The 14,327-nt window shown below is 69.6% G+C and carries 20 protein-coding genes, 2 tRNA genes and 1 other RNA gene; 9 read left to right on the top strand and 14 right to left on the bottom strand.

Features of this window, described 5'->3' with window-relative positions; genetic code table 11:
- Window positions 1–38: 38 nt before the first annotated feature.
- From ACIBKY_RS42365 to ACIBKY_RS42375, 3 genes are read right to left on the bottom strand one after another with little or no spacing between them, the layout of a single operon-like run.
- Entirely contained in the window at window positions 39–569 is a 531-nt protein-coding gene (locus ACIBKY_RS42365) for a DUF5063 domain-containing protein (protein ID WP_379613167.1), read from the bottom strand.
- Complete coding sequence (gene recR / locus ACIBKY_RS42370) at window positions 562–1,161, bottom strand: recombination mediator RecR (protein ID WP_397106168.1); 600 nt, start codon at window positions 1,159–1,161, stop codon at window positions 562–564. Before recR ends, ACIBKY_RS42365 begins: the two co-directional genes overlap by 8 nt.
- 3 nt (window positions 1,162–1,164) lie before the next feature.
- Window positions 1,165–1,515 (bottom strand): YbaB/EbfC family nucleoid-associated protein, encoded by a 351-nt coding sequence (locus ACIBKY_RS42375; RefSeq protein ID WP_397106170.1) that lies wholly within the window; start codon window positions 1,513–1,515, stop codon window positions 1,165–1,167.
- Between the two features lie 315 nt (window positions 1,516–1,830).
- On the opposite strand from ACIBKY_RS42375, the gene ACIBKY_RS42380 reads away from it, so the two are divergent.
- Window positions 1,831–3,264, top strand: coding sequence for a GAF domain-containing protein (locus ACIBKY_RS42380; RefSeq protein ID WP_397106172.1), 1,434 nt, complete (start codon window positions 1,831–1,833; stop codon window positions 3,262–3,264).
- A gap of 4 nt (window positions 3,265–3,268) precedes the next feature.
- On the opposite strand, the gene ACIBKY_RS42385 is transcribed toward ACIBKY_RS42380, so the two are convergent.
- A complete protein-coding gene (locus tag ACIBKY_RS42385) occupies window positions 3,269–5,920 on the bottom strand; it encodes a DNA polymerase III subunit gamma and tau (protein WP_397106174.1) in 2,652 nt (883 codons plus the stop codon).
- Window positions 5,921–5,950: 30 nt separating this feature from the next.
- Window positions 5,951–6,046, bottom strand: an RNA gene (gene ffs / locus ACIBKY_RS42390) — signal recognition particle sRNA small type.
- Window positions 6,047–6,129: 83 nt separating this feature from the next.
- Between ffs and ACIBKY_RS42395 the strand changes: the two genes are divergently transcribed.
- Window positions 6,130–6,217, top strand: a tRNA-Ser gene (locus tag ACIBKY_RS42395).
- A 120-nt stretch (window positions 6,218–6,337) separates the two neighbouring features.
- On the opposite strand, the gene ACIBKY_RS42400 is transcribed toward ACIBKY_RS42395, so the two are convergent.
- Both ACIBKY_RS42400 and ACIBKY_RS42405 read right to left on the bottom strand, forming a co-directional pair.
- Window positions 6,338–6,745: a VOC family protein gene (locus ACIBKY_RS42400; protein ID WP_397106176.1), complete on the bottom strand. Its 408-nt coding sequence runs from the start codon at window positions 6,743–6,745 to the stop codon at window positions 6,338–6,340.
- A gap of 5 nt (window positions 6,746–6,750) precedes the next feature.
- Complete coding sequence (locus ACIBKY_RS42405; protein WP_397106178.1) at window positions 6,751–7,194, bottom strand: helix-turn-helix transcriptional regulator; 444 nt, start codon at window positions 7,192–7,194, stop codon at window positions 6,751–6,753.
- Window positions 7,195–7,309: 115 nt separating this feature from the next.
- Here ACIBKY_RS42405 and ACIBKY_RS42410 point away from each other — a divergent pair, with 115 nt between their 5' ends.
- Window positions 7,310–7,762, top strand: a complete 453-nt coding sequence (locus ACIBKY_RS42410; protein WP_397106180.1) for a hypothetical protein — start codon at window positions 7,310–7,312, stop codon at window positions 7,760–7,762.
- Here ACIBKY_RS42410 and ACIBKY_RS42415 read toward each other — a convergent pair.
- Entirely contained in the window at window positions 7,759–8,220 is a 462-nt protein-coding gene (locus ACIBKY_RS42415; protein ID WP_397106182.1) for an NUDIX domain-containing protein, read from the bottom strand. The genes ACIBKY_RS42410 and ACIBKY_RS42415 overlap by 4 nt on opposite strands.
- A 16-nt stretch (window positions 8,221–8,236) precedes the next feature.
- Window positions 8,237–8,875: a LysE family translocator gene (locus ACIBKY_RS42420; RefSeq protein WP_312896226.1), complete on the bottom strand. Its 639-nt coding sequence runs from the start codon at window positions 8,873–8,875 to the stop codon at window positions 8,237–8,239.
- 76 nt (window positions 8,876–8,951) lie between these two features.
- Between ACIBKY_RS42420 and ACIBKY_RS42425 the strand changes: the two genes are divergently transcribed.
- Window positions 8,952–9,899: a neutral zinc metallopeptidase gene (locus ACIBKY_RS42425; protein ID WP_397106184.1), complete on the top strand. Its 948-nt coding sequence runs from the start codon at window positions 8,952–8,954 to the stop codon at window positions 9,897–9,899.
- A 113-nt stretch (window positions 9,900–10,012) separates the two neighbouring features.
- Window positions 10,013–10,312: a type II toxin-antitoxin system VapB family antitoxin gene (locus tag ACIBKY_RS42430; protein WP_379613156.1), complete on the top strand. Its 300-nt coding sequence runs from the start codon at window positions 10,013–10,015 to the stop codon at window positions 10,310–10,312.
- A 3-nt stretch (window positions 10,313–10,315) separates the two neighbouring features.
- Here the strand turns inward: ACIBKY_RS42430 and ACIBKY_RS42435 are convergent, their stop codons facing one another.
- From ACIBKY_RS42435 to ACIBKY_RS42455, 5 genes are all read right to left on the bottom strand, one after another.
- Window positions 10,316–10,699, bottom strand: a complete 384-nt coding sequence (locus ACIBKY_RS42435) for a hypothetical protein (protein WP_397106186.1) — start codon at window positions 10,697–10,699, stop codon at window positions 10,316–10,318.
- A 144-nt stretch (window positions 10,700–10,843) separates the two neighbouring features.
- Window positions 10,844–10,930, bottom strand: a tRNA-Ser gene (locus tag ACIBKY_RS42440).
- A gap of 10 nt (window positions 10,931–10,940) precedes the next feature.
- Window positions 10,941–11,378, bottom strand: a complete 438-nt coding sequence (tadA, locus tag ACIBKY_RS42445; RefSeq protein WP_397106188.1) for a tRNA adenosine(34) deaminase TadA — start codon at window positions 11,376–11,378, stop codon at window positions 10,941–10,943.
- A 14-nt stretch (window positions 11,379–11,392) separates the two neighbouring features.
- Window positions 11,393–11,869: a tRNA adenosine deaminase-associated protein gene (locus ACIBKY_RS42450; protein WP_397106190.1), complete on the bottom strand. Its 477-nt coding sequence runs from the start codon at window positions 11,867–11,869 to the stop codon at window positions 11,393–11,395.
- 16 nt (window positions 11,870–11,885) lie between these two features.
- The gene (locus tag ACIBKY_RS42455) at window positions 11,886–12,395 is read right to left on the bottom strand and encodes a tRNA adenosine deaminase-associated protein (protein ID WP_397106192.1); all 510 of its coding nucleotides are present in this window, start codon (window positions 12,393–12,395) and stop codon (window positions 11,886–11,888) included.
- A gap of 154 nt (window positions 12,396–12,549) precedes the next feature.
- Here ACIBKY_RS42455 and upp point away from each other — a divergent pair, with 154 nt between their 5' ends.
- The 4 genes from upp to ACIBKY_RS42475 all read left to right on the top strand — a co-directional run bounded on the left by upp (window position 12,550) and on the right by ACIBKY_RS42475 (window position 14,307).
- A complete protein-coding gene (gene upp / locus ACIBKY_RS42460; RefSeq protein ID WP_397106194.1) occupies window positions 12,550–13,188 on the top strand; it encodes a uracil phosphoribosyltransferase in 639 nt (212 codons plus the stop codon).
- 111 nt (window positions 13,189–13,299) lie between these two features.
- Window positions 13,300–13,524, top strand: a complete 225-nt coding sequence (locus ACIBKY_RS42465; RefSeq protein WP_184959181.1) for a hypothetical protein — start codon at window positions 13,300–13,302, stop codon at window positions 13,522–13,524.
- A gap of 97 nt (window positions 13,525–13,621) precedes the next feature.
- Window positions 13,622–13,780 (top strand): hypothetical protein, encoded by a 159-nt coding sequence (locus ACIBKY_RS42470; RefSeq protein ID WP_165977494.1) that lies wholly within the window; start codon window positions 13,622–13,624, stop codon window positions 13,778–13,780.
- Complete coding sequence (locus tag ACIBKY_RS42475) at window positions 13,777–14,307, top strand: PH domain-containing protein (RefSeq protein WP_379613101.1); 531 nt, start codon at window positions 13,777–13,779, stop codon at window positions 14,305–14,307. The genes ACIBKY_RS42470 and ACIBKY_RS42475 overlap by 4 nt, the downstream gene beginning before the upstream one ends.
- Window positions 14,308–14,327 lie beyond the last annotated feature (20 nt).

Genomic DNA, 14,327 nt, shown 5'->3' on the forward strand with positions numbered 1-14,327 from the left:
CTACCGACGAGCCTCCGTGACACCGCTGGGCCGGACCACTATGTGGACAGGGCCTCTTCCGCCACGTCCAGCCGCGTGTGCGCGGCGAGCGCCTGAAGTGCGCGCATGGCCGCACCCGCGTGGTTGCCCCACGTGTTGAAGTACGAGTACTGCCACCACCACAGCGCCTCGTGCGGACGGCCCGCCTCGAAGTGCCGCAGCCCGTGGATCAGGTCGGCCGCGACCGCGGTCAGGTCGTCCGAGAGCCGGTACGGCGTGACCGCCGTGTCCTTGTAAGGGTCGAAGACCTCGGCGTAGTCGTCGACCGCGCCCAGCAGCTCGGCCAGCGCCGTACGCACGCCGTCGATGTCCGGATCCTCGCTCAGCGGCGGCTCCCAGTTGCCGGCCAGGATCACGTCCTGGCTGGCTCCCAGCTTCGCGCCCGCGAGGCTCACCTGCGCCACCTCGACCAGCAGCAACGACCAGATGCCGTCGCCGCCCTCGCCGCCCGCGACCCTGGTCAGGCCGTCGACGTAGTTCTGTGCGTGTCCGGCGATCTCATCAGCGAGAGCGCTCCACTGGTCAGACATCCAGCAGCCTCCGTCCTTCGAACGCGCGGCCCAAGGTTACCTCGTCGGCGTACTCGAGATCACCGCCCACAGGCAGACCGCTGGCCAGTCGTGTCACCTTGATGCCCATCGGCTTGACCAGACGGGCGAGGTAGGTCGCCGTCGCCTCCCCCTCGAGGTTGGGGTCGGTGGCGAGGATGAGCTCGGTCACCCGGCCGTCGGCCAGGCGGGTCATGAGCTCACGGATGCGCAGATCGTCGGGGCCCACCCCGTCGATCGGGCTGATCGCGCCGCCGAGCACGTGGTAGGTGCCGCGGAACTCGCGCGTCTTCTCGATCGCGACGACGTCCTTGGACTCCTCCACCACGCAGATCACGTGGGTGTCCCGGCGGGGATCACGGCAGATGCGGCACTCTTCCTCGGCCGCGACGTTGCCGCACGTACTGCAGAAGCGCACCTTCTCCTTGACCTCGAGCAAGGCGTGCGCCAGCCGCTTCACGTCTGCGGGATCGGCCGCGAGCAGGTGGAAGGCGATCCGCTGCGCGCTTTTGGGACCGACGCCGGGCAGCAGCCCGAGCTCGTCGATCAGGTTCTGGACGACCCCTTCGTACATGGCCTAGAACCCCGGCAGCTGTCCGAGACCGCCGCCGCCCAGTCCCTGGGCCAGCGGGCCGAGCTTCTCCTGCTGCAGCTCGTCCGCCGCGCGGAAGGCGTCTCGGACGGCGGCGATCACCAGGTCCGCGATCGTGTCGGCGGTGTCCTGCGCGTCACCGGCGTCGATGACGCCCGGGTCGATCTTCAGCTCAAGCAGCTCACGTGCCCCATTGACCACGGCGGTGACCATGCCGCCACCCGCCGAGCCCTCGACCTGCGCGTCGTTGAGCTCCTGTTGGGCGCTCGCGAGCTGCTGCTGCATGAGCTGTGCCTGCTCCAGCAGCTGCTGCAGGTTGACATCCCCTGGATTCACCTTCGTGCGCTCCTCATGGCTCCGCGTCGTTGACTGCCACGAGCCTACGGTGTTTGGGCGCAGTCCCGCACTGCGGAGAGCAGGTGTTTCCGTTTGATGGCCGGGTCCCGGCCCCCCTCCAGCGTCCGGGACCCGGCCAGCACGCCGGCCGGAGCGGCCGCACCACGCCGACGTTTCAGTGGAGGACGCTAGCGGCGGCAACGTTGCACACAGGTTGCGATCGTTCAATCACCCTGTGCAATCCCCCGAACGGCTTGCGCTGGGAACCCTCGACCGCGAGGGTGATTCATAGGGGTTGACTACTTGGAGTGGCCGATGAGTTACGCCAGTCTCGATGCGTACTCCCGCAAACTGCGCGGGGCCCATGAAGCCGCATGGACGGGCGCCACCTTGCCGGAGGGCGCTCCACGCCGGCTCATCTCGGCGTCGTGGGAGCGATCCATCGAAGCCGGCGTCGATCCGGAGAAGGCCGCCGCGCCGCTCGTCTACGACGTGTCCCGCATCAACGACGTGCGCGAGTCGCACCCGCTGCAGCCGCTGCTGCCGCTCCTGGCCGGCACGCTGACCACCATGGCCGACGCCAGCGGGCACGTCGCCATCATCACCGACGGTGATGGCAACATCCTGTGGCGCGATGGCAACCGCACGATGATGCGCCGCGCCGACCGCGTCGGCCTCGCCGACGGGCACAAGTGGTCCGAGGGCAGCGTGGGCACCAACGGCATCGGCACCGCCCTCGCCGACCGCACGCCCGTGCACGTCTACTCGGAAGAGCACCTGATGCGGGTCCTGCACGTCTGGTCCTGCAGCGCCGCCCCGATCGTCGACCCCGACACCGACGAGGTGCTCGGCATCGTCGACATCAGCGGCACCGCCCCCAGCCTCCACCCCGCCACCGTCGCCCTGGTGACCGCGACGGCGAAGCTCGCCGAGTCACAGCTCACCGTGCGCATGTACGAGCGCGACGAGCGCCTGCGCCGCCGCTTCGACGGGCTGCGCGACCACGCCGGCATCCTGGTGACCGCCACCGGCCGGGTCATCGCCGGCGACCCGGGCGGTCTGCTCGGCGAGCGCATCGCCCCTCCCACCGCCGGTGGCCGCCACGTCCTTCCCGGCGGGCGCGCCGTACTCCTGGAGCCCTTCCACGACGGCTACCTCCTGCGCGTCACCACGGAGAGCGCGCCGCCCACGCTCCAGCTCACCTTCCTCGGCGAGGGTCAGCCCACCGCCCGCCTCGGCGGGCGGCACATCGCTCTGTCCCTGCGCCACGCCGAGATCCTCGCCCTGCTCGCGCTTCACCCCCGCGGCCTGACGGCCGAACAACTCTGCTTCTACCTGTACGGCGACGCCGGCAACCCGGTCACCATCCGCGCCGAGATCCACCGGCTCCGCTCCCAGCTCGGGGACACCGTCGGCGCGAAGCCGTACCGGCTGACCTCCCCCGTCGAAGCCGATTTCGTCGAGCTGCGCAGCCTCCTGGCCTCCGGCGACCCCTCGGCCGTGGCGCGCGCCTACCCGGGCCCGCTGCTGCCGCGCTCGGAGTCCCCCGAACTGCGCCGGGCCCGGGACGAACTCGAAGTCCAGGTACGCGCGAGCCTGCTCCGCAGCGGCTCACCGGAAGACCTGTGGATCTACGCGCAGACCGCGAACGGTCGCGACGACATGCAGATCCTGGAACGGCTCAGCACCACTCTTCCCACCACCGACCCCCGGGCGATCACCGCGCGGATCCGCCTGCGCTCGCCCTGACCGGTCAGGTGTGGTCGATCTCGCCGATGACCTGGGCGCCGAGTTCGCGCTGGAGCAGCGCCATGCCGCCCACGGCGTCGAGGTCGGCGTCGGCGTCGTTGAGCGGGTCCACCTCGTCGGAGTCGGCGCCCTTGCTCCGGCTCGGCACCGCGTCCGGCCAGGCGGAGGCGCCGCCCTGGCGGGGCTTGGGGGCCCGCGGGCCCGACTGGGCCGCCGCCTGAGCGGCCGAACGGGCCGCGGCCATGCCGCCACCGGCCTTCGCCGCCGTGGCCGCCTGACCGGGATCGGGCATCGGCGGCGAACCCGGGCTCATGTCGTCGGGCGCGTCGGGCCACGACTCGTCCGTGGTCGCTCTCGCCGAGCCGGCGACGTCCTCGGCCGTGGCCACGGAAGCCTGCGCCTGGGGCGTGGTGGGGACCGGTGCGCTCTGGTCGGGGGCGGGCTGGGAGCTGGGCTGGTTGCCAGGGTTGCCCTGCTGGGTGGCGGGGGCGCTCGGCGGATTGCCGCCCTGCGGACCAGGGTTGCCCTGCTGACCTGGGTTACCGCCCTGCTGACCCGGGTTACCGCCCTGCTGACCCGGGTTACCGCCCTGCTGACCCGGGTTACCGCCCTGCTGACCCGGCGTGCCTCCCTGCTGACCGGGGTTGCCGCCTTGCAGGCCGGGGTTGCCGCCCTGCGGGCCGGGGCGTCCGCCCTGGGGGCCGCCACCGCGACCGCCGGGGGCCGGTGAACCGCCGACCACCGCCTCCACCCGCCACTTGCCACCGAGGACGTCGCCCAAGGCGCTGGCGACGACGGCGTCCTTGCCACCGCCGGTGAAGTTCTTCATCGCGCCGACCTGGGCGAAGCCGAGCGTGACGATGTTGCCCTCGACGCCCACGACCTGCGCGTTGGTGCTGACGTTCGCCCAGACGACGATGCTCCGCTGCTTCAGCGCCGCCAGTACGGCAGGCCACTGCGACAGAATCGCCCCTGGCCCACCGGCAGCCGCTTGCCCGGCGGCCACGCCACCGGCATCCGCGACCCCCGGCCCGCCTGCGGTCGCGACGGCGCCACCACCGGCCGTGCCGTCACCCGCCTGCCCACCGGCAGACCCACCGGGCAACCCACCGGGCCCGCCCGCCGGCCCGCCGGGCGTTCCCATCGACCCGCCTGACGCGCCCGCCGAACCGCCGGGCGTTCCCATCGGATTGCCGGGCGTTCCCGCGGAAGCATCGGACACGATCGCCGGACCACCCGGCAGGTCCGCGCCACCGGCGCCGGGCCGCACCGCGTCGGGCCAGTCGCCACCCGCCGCACCGGCGGTCGCGCCGCCCGGACTGCCGTGGGCCCCGGGACCACCCTGAGCCGCGCCATAACCAGCGTCACCCGCCGCCACGCCACCGGAGACCGCCCCCACGCCACCGGAGACCGCTCCGGCGCCGCCGGAGACACCCGGGTGACCGGAGGCGCCTGCCGTACCGGAGGAGGGAGGGGTGCGGGCGGCCATCTGGGCGACCACGCCGCCGCGCTCCAAGCGCTCCAGGCGGGCCAGCAGCGCTTCCTCGCCCGCCGCGGCGCCCGGCAGCAGCACGCGCGCGCACATGAGCTCCAGCAGCAACCTCGGCGACGTGGCGCCGCGCATCTCGGTGAGGCCCGCGTTGAAGACCTCGGCGGCGCGGGTCAGCTCGGCCGGGCCCATGGAGGCTGCCTGGAGCACCAGGCGCTCGAGTTCGTCGGCGGGGCGGTCGAGCAGGCCGCTTGAGGCGGCTTCCGGGACGTTGGCGAGGATGACCAGGTCGCGGAAACGTTCGAGGAGGTCGGCGGCGAAGCGGCGCGGGTCGTGGCCGCCTTCGATGACGCGGTTGACCGCGCCGAAGACCTTGGCCCCGTCACGTTCGGCGAAGGCGCCGATGACCTCGTCGAGCAGGTCGCCGTCGGTGTAGCCGAGCAGGGAGACGGCCTTGGCGTAGGTGACGCCGTCGTCCTCGGCGCCGGAGAGCAGCTGGTCGAGGATGGACAGCGAGTCACGCGCCGAGCCCGCGCCCGCGCGCACGACGAGCGGCAGCGCGGTGGGCTCGAAGGGGACGTTCTCGGAGCTGAGGATCTCCTCCAGCAGCGCCCGGAGCGTCGCGGGCGGCATCAGCCGGAAGGGATAGTGGTGGGTACGCGACTTGATCGTGCCGATGACCTTTTCCGGCTCGGTCGTCGCGAAGATGAACTTCAGGTGCGGCGGCGGCTCTTCGACGAGTTTCAGCAGCGCGTTGAAACCCTCGCGGGTCACCATGTGCGCCTCGTCGATGATGTAGATCTTGTAGCGCGCGGACACGGGAGCGAAGAACGCCCTCTCCCGCAGGTCGCGCGCGTCGTCCACGCCTCCGTGGGAGGCGGCGTCGATCTCGATCACGTCGAGGTGGCCGGGCCCGGTGGCCGACAGCGCCACACACGACTCGCATTCACCGCAGGGGTCGGGAGTCGGGCCCTTCTCGCAGTTGAGGCTTCTCGCCAGGATTCGGGCACTGGAGGTCTTGCCGCATCCGCGCGGCCCGCTGAACAGGTACGCGTGGTTGATCCGGCCCATGCGCAGCGCCTGGCGCAACGGCTCCGTGACGTGATCCTGCCCCTTGACCTCCGCGAAGGTCCCGGGGCGGTACTTGCGGTAAAGCGCAAGGCTCATGCGACCATCCCGCCTGCAGGGGGCTCCCAACGAAGAGACCCCCCGCACACCCGCCAGAGCCCGCTTATCCTTGCTGCCTTCCGGCCCTGGGGAGGTTCACAGGATGACGCCGCGCGAGGGGTCCTTGGACAGTCTAGCCACAACCGGCAGTGCTTGTTGCAGCGAAATCGTGGTCTCCAGAGCGCCGGGAGTCCGGTAAGCTCATCCGCGGAGGATTCGCCTAGTGGCCGAGGGCGCACGCTTGGAAAGCGTGTATAGGGCAACCTATCAGGGGTTCAAATCCCCTATCCTCCGCCAGCTCAGCAGGGGTGGACCGTGATCACGGTCCGCCCCTTCTCGCTTTCCTGTCTCAGTTCTGGTCTCAGAAGGCCTTCCTGCGACTCCTCCGACTCCCGGAGCAGCCCTTGGGGCGGACCTTCAGATCTGGTTGATACGCACCATGTTGCCCGCCGGGTCGCGGAAGGCGCAGTCGCGCAGGCCGTACGGCTGGTCGGCCGGTTCCTGGACGACGTCGGCCCCTGCGGCCTGGACCCGTTCGAAGGTGGCGGCGAGGTCCGAGGTGGCCAGGACGATGCCCGCGTAGCTGCCCTTGGCCATCAGCTCGGCGATCGTGCGGCGCTCGTCGTCGCTGAGGCCCGGGTCGCTGCCGGGTGGTTCGAGGACGATCGACGTCTCCGGCTGACCGGGCGGCCCGACCGTGATCCAGCGCATGCCCTCGTAGCCCACGTCCTTGCGCACCTCGAAGCCGAGCGCGTCGCGGTAGAAGGCGAGCGCCTTCTCAGGGTCGTCGGCGGGCAGGAATGTCTGGTGAATCGTGAGGTTCATGCGCCTCACGGTAGGTCGGCACGCGCGCCGGCCGCTTCTCGATTCCTGATCGGTCGCATGATCCTCTTGGCGACGCACGCGGGGATGCCCTCGGCGTCCTTGGCGGCCAGGCGGCGGTAGGTGCTCGGCGACATGCCGACCAGTTCGGAGAACCGGGTGCTGAACGTGCCCAGCGACGAACAGCCCACCGCGAAGCAGACCTCGGTGACCGACAGGTCGCCGCGCCGCAGAAGGGTCATGGCCCGTTCGATGCGCCGGGTCATCAGGTAGCTGTAGGGCGATTCGCCGTAGACGGCGCGAAACTCCCTGCTGAGGTGCCCGGCCGAGATGTGCGCGCCGCGCGCCAGCGCCTCCACGTCCAGCGGCTGCGCGTAGTCGCGGTCGATCCGGTCGCGTACGCGGCGCAGCAGGACGAGCTCGCGCAGGCGCGGGTCGGATCTGCCGGTCACGGCTACCAGCCTGCCCTGCGGGCCGGCGCGCTGTCCACGCCGTCCCCTTCGCGTGGGAGTGGTCTCCCCCGCCCGGGGGAGGGATCGCGCGAGCCGCCCGCCTACGTTCGGGGGCATGGCGATGGTGCGTTGGCCGGCGTACACGATGACCGTGTTGTTCCTCGCGTACGGCGCCGGCAAGGCGGTGTTCGCGGCCCAGGGGAAGCTGGGGTTCCCCGGTGGGCCGGTGGTGCCCGCCGAGGAGTATGCGAGCTATGCCCGTGACGTGATGAACGTGACCATGGCGCAGTGGTTCGCCGCCGCGAACGGGCTGATCGGCGCGGCGCTCTTCATGGCCACGGTGACCAGGGTGGGACGCCGGGTGCCGCGGCCGCTGATGCTGGCGGTGCTCGGGGTCGCGTTCCTCGGCGTCGGGGCGGGCATGGTGGTCATGATCGCGGACGGGTTCTTCGGGCTGGGCGTGGGCTGGCAGTGGTACCACGGCGTGCTCGGGATCGTGGTGCTCGGCCTGATGGCCGCGACGGTCTGGTCCTACGCTCGGGCGACCGGGCGTGTCCCGCCCGGCTAGGCGTTCTCCGGCGCCAGGAAGCTCGGTGCGCCGGAGTCGCGTGCGGAGGCCGCGGCGGACAGCCGGGCGAAGGCGTGCGGACGGAGCAGCTCGGCGGCGGTTTCCATGGGGAAGAAGCCGTAGTCGTCGAGTTCCTCGGCCTGCAGGGTGATCGGGGTGTCGGGGTCGAGGGTGCCGCAGTCGAACATGAAGTGCACCGACGGCAGCGGGCAGGTGTCCAGGGGCATGAGCCACTGGGTGACCAGCAGGCTGCCGGGCGTGGTGGTGAGGCCGAGTTCCTCCGCCACCTCGCGGGCGCAGGCCTGCGAGGGGTGCTCGCCCGCGTCGATCAGGCCTCCGGCGAAGTTCCAGTGGTCGCGGTAGTTGGGTTTGACCAGGAGTACGCGCCCCCGAGGGTCCGTGATGTAGGCCGCGGCGGCGGCGACGAGCTTGTTCACCGACATCCAGAAGTCATCCACGCGATCACCCTAGGCCTCAGGCGACGACCGCCTTGGTGCGGTCGGTGGCCATGTGGACGGCCATCGCGCCGAGGACGCTACCGGTCACGTACCGCTGGATGCGCACCCAGCGCGGGTGCGTCGCGAGGAACGCCGCCAGCGCGCCCGCCGACAGCGCGATCAGCGCGTTGACCAGCGTGCCGATGAAGATCTGGACGGACCCCAGCGCGAGGCTCTGCAACAGCACGTGCCCCATCGACGGGTCGATGAACTGCGGAAGCAGCGAGAGGTACAGGATCGCGATCTTGGGATTGAGCAGGCAGGTGAGCAGGCCCATGGCGAAGAGCCTGCGCGGCCGCTCGACGGGCAGTTCCCGGGCCTCGAACGCGGAGACGCCGCCGGGCTTGATGGTGTTCCAGGCCAGCCACAGCAGGTACGCCGCGCCGGCCAGCTTCAACGCCGTATAGGCGGCGGGCACGTAGGCGAACAGAGCGGTCAGTCCCAGGCACGTCGCCGTCAGATAGACGGTGAAGCCGAGCGCCACGCCCGTGAGAGAGATCAGACCGGCACGCCGGCCTTGGGTGATCGACCGCGAGACCAGGTAGATCATGTTCGGGCCGGGCGTCAGCACCATGCCCAGCGAAACCAGTGCAATTCCCACCAAACCAGCTGTCACGCCACAAGGGTAACCCGGTGCCAGAAATGGCCGATTACGGAGCGTATGAGGGCTGCTACCCGGGAAGTCGTCTCACATGCAGTTCGACGATGACGCGAAGCTCGACCCGTCCGAGATCGAGGACGTGCGAGCGACCGGCCCCAAGCAGGGCGGCGGCGGAGGGATGATGCCGGCCGGATGCGCGTCGCTGCCGATCAGCGGAAAGGGCGGCGGCTGCCTGCTGATCATCCTCGCGGTGGCGGCGCTGTTCGTGTTCAAGATCGTCCCGTCCCCGTTCACCGGCGACCAGCAGCAACCGCAGGGAGGCGGGCAGGCGCCGCCCGCGCCGGCCGCCACGCCCAGCGGGAACCTGGCCGAGCGCTGCAAGACCGGCGCCGACGCCGACCAGTCCGAGGACTGCCGCATCGTCGGCATCGTCAACAGCATCCAGACGTACTGGAAGCAGGCCTTCGCCGCACGCGGCGGCGGCGCCTACACACCGGCCAAGACGGTGCTCTTCTCCCGGGCCGTCAACACCGCCTGTGGCGCGGCCGACTCCGCGGTGGGCCCCTTCTACTGCCCCCGCGACCGCAAGGTCTATCTCGACCTCACGTTCTTCAACACCCTCCAGCGTGACTACGGCGCCGAAGGCGGGCCCTTCGCCCAGGCCTACGTCATCGCCCACGAGTACGGTCACCACGTCCAGAACCTCCTGGGCACCATGAACCGGGTCGGCAACAGCCGCCAGGGCGCGACCAGCGGAGCCGTACGCCTGGAGCTGCAGGCCGACTGCTACGCCGGGGTCTGGGCGAACAACGCCGTCAAGACCGGCTTCTACAGCCAGCCGTTCACCCAGGCCGACATCGACCAGGCCCTCAGCGCGGCCGCCGCGGTCGGCGACGACAGCATCCAGCGCAAGGTCCAGGGCCGGGTGACGCCCGACGCGTTCACCCACGGCACCTCGCAGCAGCGCGAGAAGTGGTTCACGGTCGGGTACCAGACCGGTGACCCCAAGCGTTGCGACACGTTCACGGGAGCGATCTGAGCCCTTTCCCCGGCAGCCACACCGCCGGTGCTCGCGGCGAATGCGACGCACGCCGACCTGCGCCGACGGCGGTGGAGAGCGCAAGAAACCGGATTCTCTCCTAAAATCAATGGGTGATCTTTAAGTTGGTCGGCGACGGACGCCCTTATCCCGAACATGGTCTGACGCACCGCGAGTGGGCGCAGATACCACCGAGGCAGGTCCGGCTCGACTCGCTGGTCACCACCAAAGCCATGCTCGACCTGCACTCACTGCTGGCCGCCGACTCCACGTTCTACGGCGATCTGTTTCCGCACGTGGTCCAGTGGCAGGGCGAGCTCTACCTGGAGGACGGCCTGCACCGGGCGCTGCGCGCCGCGCTGCACCAGCGGTCCATCCTGCACGCCAGGGTCCTCGAACTGCCCCCGAGCTGACACTCAGCGACGGTAGTACGGCTTCGCCTTGACGCTCGCGTAGCGCTGCCAGAGACCGCCGTTGTCCTGGAAGTCGTACCAGGCGTCCTCAAGGCGGTCGTCCACGACGTTGCAGGTGCTGGTGCGGGAGTGGCCGCGCTTGATCGGGCCCACGTAGATGGTGCCCTTGCCGACGTACCGGCCGTTGATGTGCAGGCGGCAGGTCCCGCCCACCCAGGCGATGTTGCGACGGCTGTTGTTGATCACCTTGATGCGGATCGCGCAGGCCGACTCGCACCATCCGAAACTGAGCTTCAGCCGCACCGGCGCGGCCGCCGCCTGGGCCGGTGCCGCGACCAGCGTCCCGGCCAGGGCCAAGCCGGAGACGAGCGCGATCAGACGTTTCACGGAAAACCCCCGGTAAAGAAACTGTCAATTCGGCCCCATAATCACACGCCTTTGCGGGCGGTCACAACGTCACCGAGGCGCGGCTCATCCGGGCAAGCAGAAGAGCCGCCGACCCCGGTCCGGGTCGGCGGCTCCTGTGACAGGCGGTGGTGGTGGGATTTGAACCCACGGATGAGTTGCCCCATCACACGCTTTCGAGGCGTGCGCCCTCGGCCACTAGGCGACACCACCGCCGACGAGCTTACCGGATCCGCCGAGTGGCGAAGAACTCCTTAAGTACCGCGGAACACTCATCCGCGAGCACGCCCATGACCACCTCGGGGCGGTGGTTGAGCCGGCGGTCCCTGACGACGTCCCACAGCGAGCCCACGGCGCCGCCCTTCGGATCCACCGCGCCGTACACGATCCGGTCCACCCGGGCCAGCACAGCGGCTCCCGCGCACATCGTGCACGGCTCCAGGGTGACCACGAGCGTGCAGCCGGTCAGGCGCCAGGCGCCGCGTGCCGTGGCGGCCCGCCGTACGGCGAGGATCTCGGCGTGGGCGGTGGGGTCGGCGCTCGCCTCGCGGTCGTTGCCCGCGCGGGACAGGACCTCGCCCTCGGCGGAGAGGATCACGGCGCCCACGGGGACCTCGCCGCGCGCACCGGCCTGCCGGGCCTCCTGGAGTGCCAGGCGCATGGCGGCCGCGTGGGTCAACGCAGGCGGTCCAGTTCGTCGGCGAAGGCCAGGCGCTCGGCGATGACCGACAGGACGTCGGCGGGCAGCACGCCCTCCTCCATGCTGAGCTCCAGGAGTTCCTCGGAGCTGACGCCGAGGTCGCTCAGCAGCTCGAAGTCGCCGGACGGCTTCACGCCGAGCCCGTTGCCCTCCTTCTCCGGCGCGACGCCGGCGAACTCGGCGAACAGCTCGCCGAGGGTGTCGGTCAGGCCGGCGTGCGCGTCGGACAGGAAGACGCGCGGCTCCTCCTCGCCCGTGTAGCGGGCGATGGCGAACCACTCGTCCTCGACCTCGACGCACAGCAGCGCCAGCTCGTCGCCGGCCAGGCCCAGACTCTCCTGTACGGCGTCGCCGAGATCATCGACGAACTCGGCCGCGCTGAGGTCGACCTCGGCACCGCTCCAGCCGTCCTTGGTCCTGACGAAAGCCGCAGAGAAGGTGTTAGAGGCCATCCCGAACTCCCGTGAGTCAGCCGAAGACCGATTCGATGGCGCGCTCGAACGGCTCGGAGAATCCGAGCCGACCGGCGATGCTGGACAGCACGTCCTCGGGCAGCAGGTCGATGTCGCCGGACAGGATGCCCAGCTCCATCTCGTCGAGCCCGAGGTCGGCGAAGATCGACAGGTCGCCCGCGGGCAGCACCGTGTCCTCGTCCTGGAGGATCTCGTCGAGCTCATCCTCGTCGGGGATCGGGACGTCGATGTATTCGAGGACCTGCTGGGCGAGCGGGAAGTCCCAGGAGGCGGCGATGTCAGACAGGAAGACATCGACCCGCTCTCCGAGAACGCGCAGCGCCACGAAGAACTCATCCCCCACGGCGACCAGGCCAATCGTGCCGCTCTCGCTCGGCTGCTGGCGTAGCGCGTGGATCAGCCCGTGCAGGTCGGAGGTGAGCCCGATAGGAAGGAGCTCGGCATCCCAGCAGCCGTCTTCGCGGTAGACCACGACGGCAAAATCAAGGGCGTCTTCGTCTGCCATCGTCCATCCACCCGATCCCTGACCTGACGGCCACTAGTAGGGCACCCAATCGTTCCAGACGTGCCTACCCGCCGTGGGCGGCTCCGACCAAATTGTGATCAAAACCAGTTCCGCGACGTGCCGGTACGTTCCACACAAGATAGCGTTGTCCCTTATGGAAACCCTCGTCGTCGATCATCCATTGGTGGCGCACAAGCTCACCGCGCTGCGGGATGTCCGCACCGACTCGCCGACGTTCCGCAGGCTCGCGGACGAACTGGTGACTCTGCTCGCGTACGAGGCCACCCGTGACGTCCGGGTCAACGACGTCACGGTGCGCACGCCCGTCGCCGAGGCCCATGGTGTACGGCTGGCGCGGCCGTACCCGCTGGTGGTCCCGATCCTGCGGGCCGGGCTCGGCATGCTGGAGGGCATGACGCGGCTGCTGCCCACGGCGGAGGTCGGTTTCCTGGGCATGATCCGCAACGAGTCGACGCTCCAGGCGGAGACCTACGCCACCCGGCTGCCCGACGATCTGTCCGGCCGGCAGTGCTATGTCGTGGACCCGATGCTGGCCACCGGCGGCACGCTGGCGGCGGCGATCCAGTTCCTGTTCGACCGGGGCGCGGTCGACGTGACGGCGCTCTGCCTCCTGGCGGCGCCGGAGGGCCTGGCGCACATGGACAAGGTGTTCGCCAATTCCGGCAAGCCCATCCGCGTGGTCACCGCCGCTCTTGACGAGCGGCTGAACGAGAACGGCTACATCGTGCCCGGCCTCGGGGACGCCGGCGACCGTCTCTACGGCGTGGTCTGAGAACCTCTTTCCCTCTCCATGGACCTGCCCTTCGTTACATACTGTGTTTGTGTGGGTACGAAGAGTAAGGAAGCCGTCCCATTTTCCGGGATGCGGGCGTGAGGGAGCACGATGAGCGATCGCACCGAAGCCGATCCGAGTCCGTACGCGGACGTCGAGACGGCGCTGCGCGACGAGTTCGCCGGCGTCCACTCCGCGACCACGGTCACACGCTGCGTCGAAGCCGCTCATTACGGTGCGCTAGAGGTGACCGGATACGCCCATGCGGGCCTTGTCGAGCGGATCGCGCGCAAACACCTTCACGTCCTGGCGCTCGTGGCCAGCGAGCGCGGCTAAGAAGATCACAACTAACCGGCGCAGTTGCGCTTTACCCCGGCTAGGTAGTGGGTAACGTATACGGCGGGTGTAGTGGGTAAGTGGTACGGAGGCGACAGTGCAGGTCAAAAAAGTCCTCACCTACGGTGGTATCGCATTCGTTGCGTACTACCTGTTCGCGCGACCAGCGGACGCCGCTGACGCGGTCAGAGGGGCGTTCGACACGGTCTTCAACGCGGCCGACTCGCTGGCTCAATTTGTGAACAGCCTCGCATGAGACTTGTGACCCACGGGGACTCTGCTCCGTCGTCGGTCAACCGCTACCTACTCCCCCACGAACACCAGGTCATCATGGTGCGGCGTCACCCAGCCGTGCTGCTCCGTCCGGTCGCCGAGGTCTTCGGCGGCCTGATCATCGCCGGGCTGCTGAGCAAGTTCTTCGGCGACAAGGGGGGCGGCACGGCCCTCGTTGTCGTCTGGTGGCTCTGGTTGCTGCTCTTGATCCGTTTTGTATGGAAAGTCGCGGAGTGGTCGGTTGACTACTTTGTGGTTACCTCGAAGCGGATGCTGCTGACCACGGGTTTGATCACCCGTAAGGTCGCGATGATGCCGCTGCAGAAGGTCACGGACATGAGCTTCCAGCGGTCCCTGCTGGGGCGCATGCTCGGTTACGGGGAGTTCATCCTCGAGTCGGCGGGCCAGGACCAGGCCCTGTCCAACGTGGAGTACATTCCCTACCCCGAGACCCTGTATCTGGAGGTCTGCCAGATGCTTTTCCCCAGCAAGGACGAGGGGGACGATTAATCTCCTCGTAGGGAATTCTT

The sequence above is a fragment of the Nonomuraea sp. NPDC050394 genome, from assembly GCF_044459065.1.
GTDB lineage: Bacteria > Actinomycetota > Actinomycetes > Streptosporangiales > Streptosporangiaceae > Nonomuraea.